Source organism: Ornithinimicrobium murale, assembly GCF_003352835.1.
Taxonomy (GTDB): domain Bacteria; phylum Actinomycetota; class Actinomycetes; order Actinomycetales; family Dermatophilaceae; genus Ornithinicoccus; species Ornithinicoccus muralis.
Genome location: NZ_QLVD01000023.1, coordinates 469,683 through 483,387 on the forward strand (window position 1 = coordinate 469,683; position 13,705 = coordinate 483,387).

Below are 13,705 nucleotides of genomic sequence, written 5' to 3' on the forward strand. Positions count from 1 at the left end.
ATGCCACAGGCCCCGTCGCGCCGCGACGAGCAACGATTCCGTGCCCGGGATCTGCTGTGGGTGCTGCCGCTCGCCGTGTTCGCCGGCGTGGGCACGCTCTTCTCCGGGGCGTCACCGGAGGGAGGGTGGTCCGGGCGGCGGGCACCGTCCGAGGACTTCGGCCCCCCGTGGGCTGACGGCTCTGTGCCCGACCTGGTCGGTGACGGGCTGCTCCTGGCGGCCGCCATCGTGGTCCTGGCGACGCTGGTGCAGCTGGCGGCACGGGCGCTGCCCGCCGCCACGCTGCTGGTGACCGGTGTCCTGGTCGGTGGCTACCTCGCGCTCGGCTTCCATGACGGCCCCGTCTACCTGGTGCTCGTCGTGAGTTCCTTCGTGACCGCCCGGCAGGCGCCGGTGCGCATCTGGGTCCGCTCCGTGGTCCCGGCCCTCGTCGTGGCCCTGGCCGGCCTGGTCGCCCGCGAGCTGGACGGCTCTGACGGTTTCGCGGTGGCCGCCCTGTGGCGGTCAAGCGGGACCATTGGCCTCACGCTGGCTGCGGGGCTGCTCGCCGGACTGCTGCGCAACCGGCGTCAGGCGGCCCGGGAGCGGGCCCAGCACGCCGCCACGGCCGAGCAGCTGCGCACCGCACAGGAGCTGCACGACGGCGTGGGCCACGGCCTGGCGGTCATCGCGATGCAGTCCGGCGTCGCGTTGCACGTGCTCGAGCGTGACCCCGCAGCAGCCCGGGCCGCGCTCGAGGCGATCCGCGACACCAGCCGCGAGTCCCTGGGGTCGCTGCGCGTCGAGCTGTCCCGCCTGGCGGGCCAGCCGGCCCCGCGCCGACCCCGACCGGGGCTGGCTGAGCTGCCGGCCCTCGTGGCGCGGGTGGAAGCCTCCGGCGTCCGGGTGAGGCTGCGCGACGAGTCGCCCGACGACCTGTCGGAGGCAGTGGAGGCAGCGGCCTTCGCCATCGCCCAGGAGTCGCTGACCAACGTCCTGCGGCACTCGGGGGCGCGTCAGGTCGACCTCACGCTGACGACCACGGGCGGGCGCCTGCAACTCGTGGTGCGAGATGACGGGCACGGCGTCTCGGTGCACGATGAGGGCATGGGCCTGGCAGGCATGCGCAACCGTGCAGCCGCGATCGGCGGCACGCTCCGAGCCGCGCCGCGACCCGCGGGTGGCTTCGAGGTGCGCGCCGACCTGCCGGTGGAGGCGCCGTGATCCGGGTTGCGCTGATCGACGACCAGGCGCTGGTCCGGGTCGGCCTGGCTACGCTGATCGGCTTCGAGGACGGATTGGAGCTTGTCGGTGAGGCCGCGGACGGCCGCAGCGGCCTGACGATGATCCGTCGCGCCCGCCCGGACGTCGTGCTCTGCGACATCCGCATGCCGGTCCTGGACGGGCTGGGACTGCTCCAGGAGGTCACCACCGATCCGTCCCTGGAGGACGTGCGAATCGTGATGCTGACGACCTTCGAGCTGGATGAGTATGTCTTCGAGGCGCTCCGGCTCGGTGCGAGCGGCTTCCTGCTCAAGGACGCCGAACCCACCGCCCTGCTCGATGCGGTGCGAGTGGTCGCGGACGGGGGCTCGCTGCTGGCTCCCTCGGTCACGCGTCGCGTGATCGAGCGGTTCGGCGAGACCACTCGTGCCACACGGGTGCACCCCGAGCTGCACCGGCTGACCGAGCGGGAGCGGGAGATGGTGGCCTGGGTCGGCACCGGCCGCTCCAACCGGGAGATCGCGGAGCAGCAGTTCCTCAGCCCGGACACCGTCCGCACGCACGTTTCTCGCGCCATGGTGAAGCTGCACGCCCGGGACCGTGCCCAGCTGGTCGTCTTCGCGATCGAGTCGGGTTTGACGGCCCCCGGTCCACCCGGGCGCAGCTCCTGAACGGGTGCCGCTGGCGACGTCCGGGGTGCCCGGCGCTGCCCCTGAGGGTGATCGGCCGGGCACCCCAACCCTCAGCAGCAGCCGCAGCCACAGCCGGCTCCGCAGTCGCAGGTCGGGTCGGTCAGCAGATCGGTCATCTCAGTCACCTCCTTCCTCGTTCGGTGGGCACCAGGACGAGCCCGGCGGGGGCGCACACTCCTGCGACGGCAGCGTCTGCACCATCGCCGACATCTGGGCCCGCAGGAGGGTCAGCCGTTCGAGCTCCGCGTCGACCTCCGCGATGCGGCGACGCAGGTGCTGCTCCGCAGGTTCGCACGGACACACCCCGGTGTCCCGGATCGCCAGCAGGTCGCCGATGTCGGACAGTCGCAGGCCGAGCCGCTGACACCCCTGGATGAACGCGAGCCGGTCCGCGGCACCTGGTCCGTAGTCGCGGTAGCCGGACGCGGTCCGCCTGGGCGGGGGCAGCAGGCCCTCACGCTCGTAGTAGCGGATGGCGTCCGCGCTGACCCCCGCTGCCCTCGCGAGCTGTCCGATCCGGAGCCGTCCTGGCCCCGGGATGGTGGGTTGGGGCGCCGTCGCGGTGTTCATATCGTCGACGATAAACCTTGGACCTGGGTCCAAGGTCAAGCCCGTCCAGCGGGCACCTTTCGGTGGCGACGTCTGCGCCCCGCTGCTCAGAACCGGAAGCGGGTGCAGTCCGTCGGGAAGGCGAACCACGCCATGGCCCGACGCGGGGTGATGACGCGCAAGCCGCCACCGTCGGCACCCGACCAGGAGTCCGGGCCGGGGGCATATCCGCTGTCGGCATACTTCCCGAACGCCGCTGACAGACGCGCACCGAGACTGTCGGCGTCGGCCCGGGTTGCGAGGGACTCGCCCTCGACGATGACGACCTCGGTGCCGCTCTCCAGGGTCAGGGTGACTGCCGGGTTCTGCTCGACATTGCGGGTGTGCCTGGTGGTCGGCGCGCCGTCATACCAGAACCTGCCATCGAGCCACACGCCCCAGCGGGGCACGGAGTGCGGGGTGCCGTCGGGGCGGACGCTGGTGATCCAGTAGTGCATTGCCTGCACCAGACGCGGTTCGACGTCGGACCAGAGCAGTTGGCCCTCCGCTGTCTCCGGGATGCCGTAACCGTCGGGAAGCCTCGGACGGTCGACACGAGGTGTTGCAGCCGTGGTGTCCATGTCCTCGACCGTAGCGCTGCCCACCGCCACGCGCGTCGTCACTTCTGACCGCAGTTCCTCCGACCAGACCGTGGGCAGGGGCGCTGCCGTCCAGGCGGGTTTCTGGACGCGGATGTCGGTCGCGTGGCGCCAGAGCCACCAGCTGGGCGGCGAACTGACCCGACGGACCTCGCGATCAGCAGGGAAGCGCCGGCCTCCGCGGTCGTGTCCGATCAACTCATGGTCCCGCCAGTCCACGGGCCAGACCCGGCGTCCCAGCCCCGCCCGTGGCGTCTCGGGACGGGTCCCCACCGGCAGCTCCTCGCCTTCCCGAGCGATCGCGAGCTCGTAGCCGGTGCCCTGCAAGGCATCGATCACTTGGCCAAGACGCAGCGAGGCTGCATCGGCCTCCAGTCGATGTTGGTGCGTCTTGCTCCACCCGCGGCGCTCGGCATACGCCCGCTGGCTGGCCCCCAATGCCCGGCGGTCTGCACGCAGCGCCAGCCCCACTCCCTGGGCGACGGTCAGCTCATCACGAGCCCGGAGGAGTTCGGCGGCAAGGGTCGGCCAGGTGGGCCCGCCTCGCCGTGCACTCGGTATCCGTCGCATGGGACCAGTCTTGCGTCTTTGGCACCCACGTAGATCTGCCTGTCCACAACCCCCGGGCCCACAGGCCCAGCACCCGGCGAGACTCCCCTCGCCCTCGCACTATGCGCTGCCCCGAGATAGGGACCACAACGCGTGAGCGGTCCGTATCTCGGGGCAGTGCATAGTGACGGTTTGGACATCCACCGCGGTGACCTGATCGCTGCGATGCCCATGCTGCCGCAGCAGCGGCGCACCGGCACGAAGTCGACGATCAGGAGTCGCGGCCCAGCAGGTCGAATCGTTGGATCGTCTCCTCGCGGTCCGGGCCCACACCGATCGCGGAGACCCGTGCGCCGATCAGCTCCTCGAGCCGCAAGACGTAGTTGCGGGCGTTCTCGGGCAGCTCCTCGAAGGTGCGACACTGGCTGATGTCCTCCCACCAGCCGGGCAGCTCCTCATAGATCGGCGTGGCGTGGTGGAAGTCGGACTGGTTGACCGGCATCGAGTCGTGACGCACGCCCTGCACGTCGTAGGCCACACAGACCGGCACCTTCTCCAGGCCGGTCAGGACGTCGAGCTTGGTGATCACGAAGTCGGTCACCCCGTTGATCCGCTGGGCATACCGCCCCATCACGGCATCCACCCAGCCGCAACGGCGTGGTCGACCGGTCGTGGTGCCGTACTCGGCGCCGGTCTTGCGCAGGAACTCACCGTTGTCGTCGTGCAACTCGGTCGGGAACGGCCCCTCCCCGACCCGGCTGGTGTAGGCCTTGAGGATTCCGATCACGCTGTCGATGCGGGTCGGCGCGACACCGGAGCCGGTGCAGGCACCGCCGGAGGTCGCATTGGAGGAGGTCACGAACGGGTAAGTCCCGTGATCCACATCCAGCAACGTCGCCTGGCCCGCCTCGAAGAGCACCGTCCTGTCGGCGTCGAGCGCCTCGTTGAGCACCAGCGCGGTGTCACGCACCATCGGGCGGATCCGCTCGGCGTGCCGCAGCAACTCCTCCATGACCTCCTCGACCTCGATCGCGCGCCGGTTGTAGATCTTGAGCAGCACCTGGTTCTTGGTGTCCAGCGCGGCGGTCACCTTCTGCCGGAGGATCGACTCGTCATACAGGTCCTGCATCCGGATCCCGACACGGCTCATCTTGTCCGCGTAGGTGGGACCGATGCCGCGCCCGGTCGTGCCGAGCTTCCGGCTGCCCAGGAACCGCTCGGCGACCTTGTCGAGCACCCGGTTATAAGGCGGGATGACGTGGGCGTTCGCACTGATGACCAGTTTTGAGGTGTCCACGCCACGTGACTCGAGGCCGTCCAGCTCCTCGATCAGCACCCCGAGGTCCACGACGACACCGTTGGCGATCACCGGGACGCACCCGGGGCTCAGGATGCCCGAGGGCAACAGGTGCAGCGCGTACTTCTGGTCGCCGATGACGACGGTGTGGCCGGCATTGTTGCCGCCGTTGAACTTGACGACGTAGTCGACGCTGCTACCCAGCAGGTCCGTCGCCTTACCCTTGCCCTCGTCGCCCCACTGGGCTCCTACCAGGACCACTGCCGGCATACTGCCCACCTCGCTGTCACGGGAATGTCAGGGGTCAGGTTATCTGGCCCGTGGATCAGGCAGTATGCCGACAGTCGCCAACCATCCGAGGTCCGGTCCGCGTTAGAGGAGTAGGAGGTGCTCAATGTCCGACCCAGGTGAGACCTACGTCGAGTACGTCAGGGCCCGCCAGTCAGCACTGCTCCGCTCCGCCGCGCTGATCACGGGTGACCCCCACCGGGCACAGGACCTCCTGCAGGATGCGCTGATCAAACTGGCCACACGGTGGGAGCGGGTCAGTCAGGGCAGTCCGGACGCCTACGTCCGTCGGGTGATGTATCGGGACAACATCTCCGCGTGGCGCCGGCACGGACGTGAGGTGCTGGTCGGCGACGTGGCCGAGGGAGCACGACCGCTCGCGGGGCGCGATCCGGTCGATCCCTCGGCTGTCGTCACCGGCCTGGACGTGCGGCGGGCTCTGCTAGAGCTCACCGACAAACAACGCACGGTGCTGGTGCTGCGCTACTACGACGACCTGTCCGAGGCTCAGATCGCCGACACGCTCGGCGTCAGCCGGGGCACGGTCAAGTCGCAGGCGCACGCTGCTCTGGGCCGGTTGCGGCAGCTGCTCCCGCAGGCTGCCGACGCACTCGTCGGGACGGAGGAAGCACGATGAGCGATGAGGAGATCCGCAATCTGCTCGACCTCGGAGTCGAGGACCTGGAGTTCGGTCCCCCGATCGAGGCCACCGACACCTGGGCCGCAGGACGACGCACCCGCACGCGGCGGTCCTGGGGCGTCGGGCTCGGCGCCGTCGCCGCCGCGGCCGCAGTCGTCGGGGTCGTCTGGACCCAGGGGCTGGGCGGCGACGTGGCACCGCAGCCGCCGGCGGACGGGACCCTCACCGGGCCGACGCTGTTGGGAACGCCGACCGAGACCGACTCCACCGCCGAGACCGATGCCGTGCCCGGGGACCGGGGTGAGCCGTTCTTCGCACAGTTCGAACGGGCCGGCAGCGAGGCTCCGTTCCAGTTGAGTGGTGCCTCCGAGCCAGCAACCCTCGAGGATCTGCAGGGCACGTGGCAGGGCCCGCACGGCGAGACGTTCGCTCTCGACGACACCACCCTCACCGTCGACACCGGGCCGCCGTGCCACGAAGGGGGATCGCACACGGTCGAACTCACCACAGACGGTCGGCTGGTGCTCCTCGACACGGAGGGGTGGGAGGTGATGGACTGCTCCGCCGACGAGGAGGGGCGGACGGACTGGCGGTCCGCCCTCAGACAGGAGCCGCTGCTCAGTCTGGACGGCGAGACGCTGCTGATCAGCGGCCTCGACGGGGCCGCCGAGGAGACCCGAGTCCCGGCGTCCCTCACTGTTGGGGCTGCCGACGAGGCCGGCTTCATCTGGGAGGACCGCCCGTCCCAGACCGGCGTCACGCCCGTCGGGCTCGGTGCGGACTTCCAGTTGATGGTCTCCGGTGATGCCGAGGACCTCGCCCTGACCAGCATCAGCGACCTCAACCTCGAGTCTCCCGGCTTGTGCGGACAGGTGATGGTGTCCTCGCTGCGCTCCGACGGCGTCCTGTTGGCTGGGGCGTCGGCGCCCTGGCCGGTCTGCACGGAGGGCGAGGACGCCCTGCCGCCGGCGGAGCCGTCGCCCGCGGTCGTGGCGCTGCTCCAGAGCGGGCCGACCGTTAGTTTCGACGACGGCACGATGGTGATCGCCGGCACCATTCCGGAGTCGCTCCTGGGGCAGTCGACAGCTCCGCCCGACGACACCACGGCGACCAGCGAGCCGCCGGAGGAGGAGGGATCCGAGGACCCGCCGAGTGGACCCGAGATGGTCGGCACACCGGTGGTGGTTGTGCTATCCGAAGGTGCCTGGGCCCCGGCTGGCGAGCTGACGCCACTGACTGGCGACGAAGCGGTCGACCGCCGCTGGCAACTGGTCGACTTCAACAGGGAGTCTCCCCGGGTCAATTCGCCAGAGCTCGACTACGGGCTGACCCTTGACGACTCAGGTCTGCGGGTCCGGTCCTGCGGCGTCGATGTCACCATCGCCGGCACCGTGCAGAACGGCTTGTTCAGCGCCGCTGGCGAGCCCGACATCGTCGCGGACCCCGACCCGAGCGCGGACTGCTCCGTGCCCACGCCGTCGCACGAGTGGGCGCAGATCCTGACAAACGAGCCCCGGCTGAGCACCGACGGCGAGATCCTGGTGATCGCCGGTGGGGTGGGCGATGTCCAGTTGGAGTCGGTCGGGATGGCTCTGCTGTCCGACACGGTCACCGACGCCCGCGGCGGTCCCACCAGGCCCGTCACCGTGGATGACCTGTCGGCCGGGCTGATGGAGGTCCCAGGCCCTGTCGCGGCGCAGGAGGTGGGCGTTCCGGGCGTCCGCGACCTGCAGCCGGAGCAGACGGCGCGGCTCTCCTGGGACGACAGTGTCGTGAGCGTTGACGTGGGATGTGCCGACCCGCTGCGCGGGCCTGCATGGTTCTCCCAGGTGGGTCCGGACGACGCTCCGTGGCAACTCACCGCCGTGCTGCCTGCTGAGCCTGACTGCCAGGGGGCCGCGGCGGATGACGCGGAGCTGTGGCGTCAGATGCTGGCCCACGGGACCTTCCTGCACCATTTCGGCGACTACGTCGTCCTGGACGCCTGGGCGGACCCGTCGCTCAGCGCACCAGGAGACTGATCAGACCGGAGCCGCCACACCCGAGACGACTCACTCCAGCAGACCGCGCCGGGCGACGGCCAGCCCGAGCTGGAAGCGGGTCTCCACCCCGTGCTCGTCCATCAGTGCCGAGACCCGGCGCCGCACAGTGCGGAGCCCCAGGCCCACGTGACGGGCGATCGCCTCGTCCTTGAACCCCAGGGCCAGGAGTTCGAGCAGGCGCAGATCCGCGGCCGCTGCACCGCCGTCGTGCACGGGGTCGGCCCGGCGCCACAACTCGGCAAACAGCCCGATGAACATCCGTCGCATGTTCGGCGCCTGCACCAGCAGCATGTTGGGTGCCCGGACCAGCGGCTCCTCCTCGTCGGCGAGCAGCACCCCGGAGAAGCCGACCACGAGGAAGTCCAGGGGAACCTTCTCCAGGTAACGCTGATGCTCTCCCGAGGCGGCGCGCTGGCCGGCCAGCCGCCGCCAGTCCGTGTCTTCCAGCACCGACAGCGGGAAGACGGACTGCTGCTCACGGCCTGCTGCCATGGCCTCTGCCCGCAGCCGTTTGACCGACTCCAGGTGTCCCGGCCCCCTGGCCAGGGTCGAAGTCACCTGGAGGATGGGGCCGTCCGAGGTCCGGATCAGGCGCTCGATCACTGCGGGGACCTCAGCGGCAGGGATGCGCTCCCAGGGAGGTGCGGGCGGACCGGACTGCTGCAACCCCTGCCGGAAGTCGGCCTCGTAGGTCTCGATCGCCAACCGGATGTCGATGAGGCCCTGCCGCCGCGCGCTGAGCTCGGCCTCCTCGTCGTCCAGCAGTCGACCGAGGGACAGCCGCGGGTCGTCGGCACTGACCACGGCCCCCTCCCCCAGGTGGATGAGCCGAAGTTGCTCCAACTCGGCGAGGTGACGGGCTGCCCGGGCCCTCGTCCAGCCCAGGTCGGCCGCATGTTCCTCGATGGCGGCCGGTGCCCGGCGGAGGATGTGCCGGTAGAGCACCTGGGCCTGGGCGCTCAATTGCAGCGCCGAAAGTTTACCGTTCACGTATGGCACGTTAAGGCCACTGGCAGCGAAATGCCAGGATTTGGGTCAATCGTGAGGCAGTATCTATACCCGTTGGACGTACCGTACGGGGACGCGAGGTCTGACACAGGGGGATGCGGCCGGGGCCGCCGTCTTCGGACGGGGCCACCGGCCGCCTCCATGCCCGGCCCGAACCGAACCTCCCTCAAGAAGGGCAGCAGGCGGTCCGGATCTCCCTTAAAAGGCGCAGCAGGCGGTCCGAACCTCCCCAAAAATGGGTCAGAGGCCGAGCTCCCGGGCCGCCTCGGCCGAGGAGTCGCGCAGGAAGTCCGCGCAGCGCCGCTGCTCATCAAGCTCGCCGATCCGGCCCGCCGCCTTCGACAGGGCCGCGAGCGCCCGCAGGAACCCGCGGTTGGGCTCGTGGCTCCACGGCACCGGTCCCTGCCCCTTCCAGCCGGCACGACGCAGCGAGTCCAGCCCACGGTGATAGCCGGTGCGGGCGAAGGCGTAGGCCTCCAGGTCATCGCCCTCGGACAACGCGTGCTCGGCCAGCTCGGCCCAGGCCAGGCTGGACGTCGGCTGGGCCGCCGCCACCTCGCGCGGGTCGACACCCTGCTCGAGCCGCGCGGCGGCACCGTCCTCGGGGAGCAGCGTCTCGGGGATCCCCATCAGGTTGCCCCCGCCCATGACGGCCCCGCTCCCGAGGCTCACTTGCTGGTCCCAGCGGAGCGCAGGTTCTCGCAGGCCTCGACGACGCGAGCCGTCATGTTGGCCTCGGCCTCCTTGCCCCAGGCGCGCGGGTCATACATCTTCTTGTTGCCGACCTCGCCATCCACCTTGAGCACCCCCTCGTAGTTGCGCAGCATGAAGCCGGCGACCGGGCGGGTGAACGCATACTGCGTGTCGGTGTCGACGTTCATCTTCACCACGCCATAGTCGACGGCGTCCGAGATCTCCTGGGCGCTGGAGCCGGAGCCCCCGTGGAAGACCAGGTCGAAGGGCAGCGCGCCTTCCTCCAGGCCCAGCTCCTTGGCGGCAGCGGCCTGCGCCGCCTGGAGGATCTCCGGGCGGAGCTTGACGTTGCCCGGCTTGTAGACGCCGTGCACATTGCCGAAGGTCAGAGCGGTCAGATAGCGGCCCTCCTCGCGAGGACCGAGTGCCTTGATGGTCGCAATCGCGTCGTCCGGCGTGGTGTAGAGCTTGTCGTTGATCTCGTTGGCAACGCCGTCCTCCTCACCGCCGACGACACCGATCTCGACCTCTAGGATGATGCGCGCCTGGCTGCACTGCTCGAGCAGTTCCTGGGCGATCTGCAGGTTCTCCTCCAGTGGGGTCGCGGAACCGTCCCACATGTGCGACTGGAAGTAGGGCAGCCCACCCTGCTTCACCCGCTCGATCGAGGCCTGCAGCAGCGGGCGCACGAAGCCGTCGAGCTTGTCCTGGGGGCAGTGGTCGGTGTGCAGCGCGATGTTGACGTCGTACTTCTTGGCGACCTCGTGGGCGAAGGCGCTGAACGCGAGCGACCCGGTGACCATGTCCTTGACCGCCTGGCCGGAGAAGTACTCCGCACCCCCCGTCGAGACCTGGATGATGCCGTCGCTGCCGGCGTCGGCGAAGCCCTTGATAGCGGCGTTGAGGGTCTGGCTGGACGTGACGTTGATGGCCGGGTAGGCGAAGTTCTCCGCCTGCGCCCGGTCGATCATGTCGGCGTAGACCTCTGGGGTCGCGATGGGCATGGGTCCTCCTCGATGAGGCGAGCGTGATGGGTCCTGGCGCCCATCGTTCCACATGCCGTATGCCGTGGGGCAGGGTGATCTCAGAGGTGCCGGAGGGCCCACTGGTACATGACGATCGCGGCTGCCGCACCGGCATTGATGGAACGCGTCGAGCCGTGCTGGGTGATCTCCAGGAGCACATCGCATCCGGCCACCGCCTCCGGGCTGAGGCCCGGCCCCTCCTGGCCGAGGAGCAGCACGCACCGCTCGGGCAGCGGATAGCCCTCGAGGGGGACTGCTCCCGCGACGTTGTCCAGACCGATGACCGGGAGGCCGGCCTCCCGCGCCCACTGCAGCAGGTGCTGCACGTCGGGGTGGTGGTGCTCGTGCTGGTAGCGGTCGGTCACCATCGCGCCACGCCGGTTCCAGCGTCGCTTGCCGACGATGTGGAAGGCGGCGGCGTTGAAGGCGTTGGCGGTGCGGATCACCGAGCCGATGTTGAAGTCGTGGCCCCAGTTCTCGACGGCCACGTGGAAGCCGTGGCGCCGGGTGTCCAGGTCGGCCACGATCGCCTCGTGGCTCCAGTAGCGGTAGGCGTCGACGACGTTGCGGCGGTCGCCCTCGCGCAGCAGGTTGGGGTCCAGGTGGGCGGGCAGTCCCCCGTCCGGCTCACGGGGCCACGGACCCTCCCAGGGGCCGACGCCGACCGGCACCTCGGCGGGCTCCTGGGGGTTGTCGTTGGGGGGCGTGGACAGGTCAGACCTCCTGGGACCTCGCGCGCGCCTGCTCCCGCACGCGGTGGACCACCCACCAGCAGATCGCGATCAGGACGACAACGATGACGATCTTCTGGAACCCGTCGGCGTAGGGCTCGACCCGCTCCCAGTTCTCTCCGAGGTAGTAGCCGGCGAGCACGAAGATGGTGTTCCAGATCAGGCTGCCGGCCAGGGTCAGCACGCCGAAGATCAGCGGTGGCATGCGCTCGATGCCAGCCGGGATCGAGATCAGGCTCCGGAAGATCGGGATCATCCGGCCGAGGAAGACAGTCTTCTTGCCGTGCTTGGCGAACCAGGCCTCGGTCTTGTCCAGGTCGCTCATCTTGACCAGCGGCAGACGGTCCCAGATGGCACGCAGTCGGTCCCTGCCAAGCAGCACACCGAGGAGGTACAGCGCATACGCGCCGACCACGGAACCCGCCGTCGTCCAGAACAGTGCCTCGGCAAGCGTGAAGGACCCTTTGCTTGCGGTGAAGCCGGCCAGGGGGAGGATCACCTCGCTCGGGATCGGTGGGAACAGGTTCTCCCCGGCGATGGCGACCCCCGCCCCAGGGCCGCCAAGGGTCTCCATCAGGTTGACCGCCCAGCCTGCGACCCCGGTCAGTTCTGCCTCGCCACTCATCTGTCTCCTCACCGGGGGACCCCCTCAGTACGTCCGGTGTCATTGTCGCAGTCCGGCGCCCGTGATCGTGCCTTCACCGGCGTGGCCCCGGGCGACCGCGTGGAGACCTGAGGCTGTTCACACTACGGTGAACAGAGGGCACAGCGGCTCAGGTCGCGCGCCCGGCCACAGCGACGGCACCCGCCGCCGCAGGTCTCGACTGACGAGGACGGTGTGACCATGGATTGGAAATGGGTCTGGCTTGTGCTCCTGCTGCTGGTGATTGCCGCCGCAGTCTGGCTGCTGCTACGTCGCCCGGGGGGCGCCAACGAGGTCTCGGGCAACAACGACCCGGCGCTGCACGACAACACCCACACCGGACCGACACCGCAGTCGCATGCCGGGGGCTATGACGACGGCACCGGCGCAGCAGGTGCTGCTGGCGCTGGCGTTGCTGGTGCCGACGCGGCCGAGGCCCCGATGGGCGATCCGTACGGTCAGTCGGCGGCCACACCTACCTACGACCAGCAGCCTGGCGCGGCTCCATATGACCAGACGGCGGACGCGGCACCCGTCGAGGACCGCTTGAGCGACTACGACGACACCCAGACCCAGCCTGCCGGCGAGGCGAGCGGCTACCCGCAGGAGGCGGCCTACACCGACACTGCCACCGGCGCCGCGACCCCGCCGGACACGGTGCCCGGGGATGCGCCGCCGGCTGACTCGACCTACGACCAGGCCCCGGCGGGCGGCGCCTACGGCACAGCGCCCACCGACCCGGTCCCCCAGAGCGACACCTCCACCGATCCGGCCACCGGTTATGCCTACACGGACACCGAGCCGGCCCCCGATGCCAGCGACTACGGCCAGGATGCGGCCTACACCGACACCGCCACCGGCGAGACCGAGCACACGGACACCGTCGCCGACGCCCCTCCGCCGGCGGACTCCGCCTACGACCAGACCCAAACCCCGGCGGGCGACGCGACCGCGGGTGAGGTGCCCGGGGACAACTCTGGTGTCTCCGGAGGCACGATGGCTGCTGGCGCCGGTGGGGTTGCTGCCGGTGCAGGCGCCGCGGCCTGGGCATCGCAGGATGATGAGGTCGCCCAGGACTCTGCTGCTGCCACCGAGGGTGGTTACGTTGAGCATGCACCGGACCCTGAATATGCCGAGGCCATCGACCAGGGATACGCACCTGAGGCACCGGTCGAGGGCGGCTACACCACTGAGGCACCCGCCCAGGGCGGCTACACCGAGGCACCCGCCCAGGGCGGCTACACCGAGGCACCCGCAGACGCGGGCTACACCACCGAGGCACCTACCCAGGGCGGCTACACCGAGGCACCTACCCAGGGCGGCTACACCGAGGCACCCGCAGACGCGGGCTACCCGGCAGCCGCCCCGGTGGGCGAGGGCGCTCCGGGAGGTGCGCCGGCGGATGCCGGTGACTACGGCTACGACGAGGCCCAGGCTGGCGCCGCGGCCGGAAGTTACGGGCAGGCGCCGTTCGGTCCGGGTTCGGCCGAGCCCGCGGAGGACGGCTCCGGCCCGACGGGCTGGTCCATCAAGGGCAATGCCGGGTCGATGCTCTTCCACACCCCCGAGTCCCCGTCCTACGAGGCGGCCAAGGCCGAGGTGTGGTTCGAGACCGAGGAGGCCGCTCGGGCCGCCGGGTTTGCTCACTGGGACCGGAAGCGACGCTGACCCTGGATCGCGTGTGACGCGCTGTGCCCCCGCCCCTTC

At 70.1% G+C, this 13,705-nt stretch carries 13 protein-coding genes; 5 read left to right on the forward strand and 8 right to left on the reverse strand.

Going from position 1 to position 13,705, the window contains the following annotated elements:
- Both DPQ65_RS11465 and DPQ65_RS11470 read left to right on the forward strand, forming a co-directional pair.
- Positions 1-1,203 (forward strand): sensor histidine kinase, encoded by a 1,203-nt coding sequence (locus DPQ65_RS11465; RefSeq protein ID WP_114907439.1) that lies wholly within the window; start codon positions 1-3, stop codon positions 1,201-1,203.
- A complete protein-coding gene (locus DPQ65_RS11470; RefSeq protein WP_114907440.1) occupies positions 1,200-1,874 on the forward strand; it encodes a response regulator in 675 nt (224 codons plus the stop codon). Before DPQ65_RS11465 ends, DPQ65_RS11470 begins: the two co-directional genes overlap by 4 nt.
- A gap of 138 nt (positions 1,875-2,012) precedes the next feature.
- On the opposite strand, the gene DPQ65_RS11475 is transcribed toward DPQ65_RS11470, so the two are convergent.
- From DPQ65_RS11475 to DPQ65_RS11485, 3 genes are all read right to left on the reverse strand, one after another.
- Positions 2,013-2,465 carry a heavy metal-responsive transcriptional regulator gene (locus DPQ65_RS11475; RefSeq protein WP_114907441.1) on the reverse strand — a complete coding sequence of 151 codons (453 nt, stop codon included), beginning with the start codon at positions 2,463-2,465 and terminating at the stop codon, positions 2,013-2,015.
- Positions 2,466-2,551: 86 nt separating this feature from the next.
- Positions 2,552-3,652 carry a pyridoxamine 5'-phosphate oxidase family protein gene (locus DPQ65_RS16160; protein WP_238146800.1) on the reverse strand — a complete coding sequence of 367 codons (1,101 nt, stop codon included), beginning with the start codon at positions 3,650-3,652 and terminating at the stop codon, positions 2,552-2,554.
- 250 nt (positions 3,653-3,902) lie between these two features.
- Positions 3,903-5,198 carry an adenylosuccinate synthase gene (locus tag DPQ65_RS11485; RefSeq protein ID WP_114907442.1) on the reverse strand — a complete coding sequence of 432 codons (1,296 nt, stop codon included), beginning with the start codon at positions 5,196-5,198 and terminating at the stop codon, positions 3,903-3,905.
- A 124-nt stretch (positions 5,199-5,322) separates the two neighbouring features.
- Here DPQ65_RS11485 and DPQ65_RS11490 point away from each other — a divergent pair, with 124 nt between their 5' ends.
- Positions 5,323-5,853, forward strand: a complete 531-nt coding sequence (locus DPQ65_RS11490; protein ID WP_114907443.1) for a SigE family RNA polymerase sigma factor — start codon at positions 5,323-5,325, stop codon at positions 5,851-5,853.
- A complete protein-coding gene (locus DPQ65_RS11495; protein ID WP_114907444.1) occupies positions 5,850-7,877 on the forward strand; it encodes a hypothetical protein in 2,028 nt (675 codons plus the stop codon). Before DPQ65_RS11490 ends, DPQ65_RS11495 begins: the two co-directional genes overlap by 4 nt.
- A gap of 30 nt (positions 7,878-7,907) precedes the next feature.
- On the opposite strand, the gene DPQ65_RS11500 is transcribed toward DPQ65_RS11495, so the two are convergent.
- The 5 genes from DPQ65_RS11500 to DPQ65_RS11520 form a co-directional block, all read right to left on the reverse strand.
- A complete protein-coding gene (locus tag DPQ65_RS11500; protein WP_162802179.1) occupies positions 7,908-8,888 on the reverse strand; it encodes a helix-turn-helix domain-containing protein in 981 nt (326 codons plus the stop codon).
- Between the two features lie 258 nt (positions 8,889-9,146).
- The gene (locus DPQ65_RS11505) at positions 9,147-9,554 is read right to left on the reverse strand and encodes a DUF3151 domain-containing protein (protein WP_114907446.1); all 408 of its coding nucleotides are present in this window, start codon (positions 9,552-9,554) and stop codon (positions 9,147-9,149) included.
- A 20-nt stretch (positions 9,555-9,574) separates the two neighbouring features.
- Entirely contained in the window at positions 9,575-10,603 is a 1,029-nt protein-coding gene (gene fbaA, locus DPQ65_RS11510; protein ID WP_114907447.1) for a class II fructose-bisphosphate aldolase, read from the reverse strand.
- 80 nt (positions 10,604-10,683) lie between these two features.
- Positions 10,684-11,295, reverse strand: a complete 612-nt coding sequence (locus tag DPQ65_RS11515; RefSeq protein WP_114907448.1) for a TrmH family RNA methyltransferase — start codon at positions 11,293-11,295, stop codon at positions 10,684-10,686.
- A gap of 43 nt (positions 11,296-11,338) precedes the next feature.
- A complete protein-coding gene (locus DPQ65_RS11520) occupies positions 11,339-11,980 on the reverse strand; it encodes a DedA family protein (protein ID WP_114907449.1) in 642 nt (213 codons plus the stop codon).
- Positions 11,981-12,199: 219 nt separating this feature from the next.
- Here DPQ65_RS11520 and DPQ65_RS11525 point away from each other — a divergent pair, with 219 nt between their 5' ends.
- Positions 12,200-13,666 carry a sunset domain-containing protein gene (locus DPQ65_RS11525; RefSeq protein WP_162802180.1) on the forward strand — a complete coding sequence of 489 codons (1,467 nt, stop codon included), beginning with the start codon at positions 12,200-12,202 and terminating at the stop codon, positions 13,664-13,666.
- Positions 13,667-13,705 lie beyond the last annotated feature (39 nt).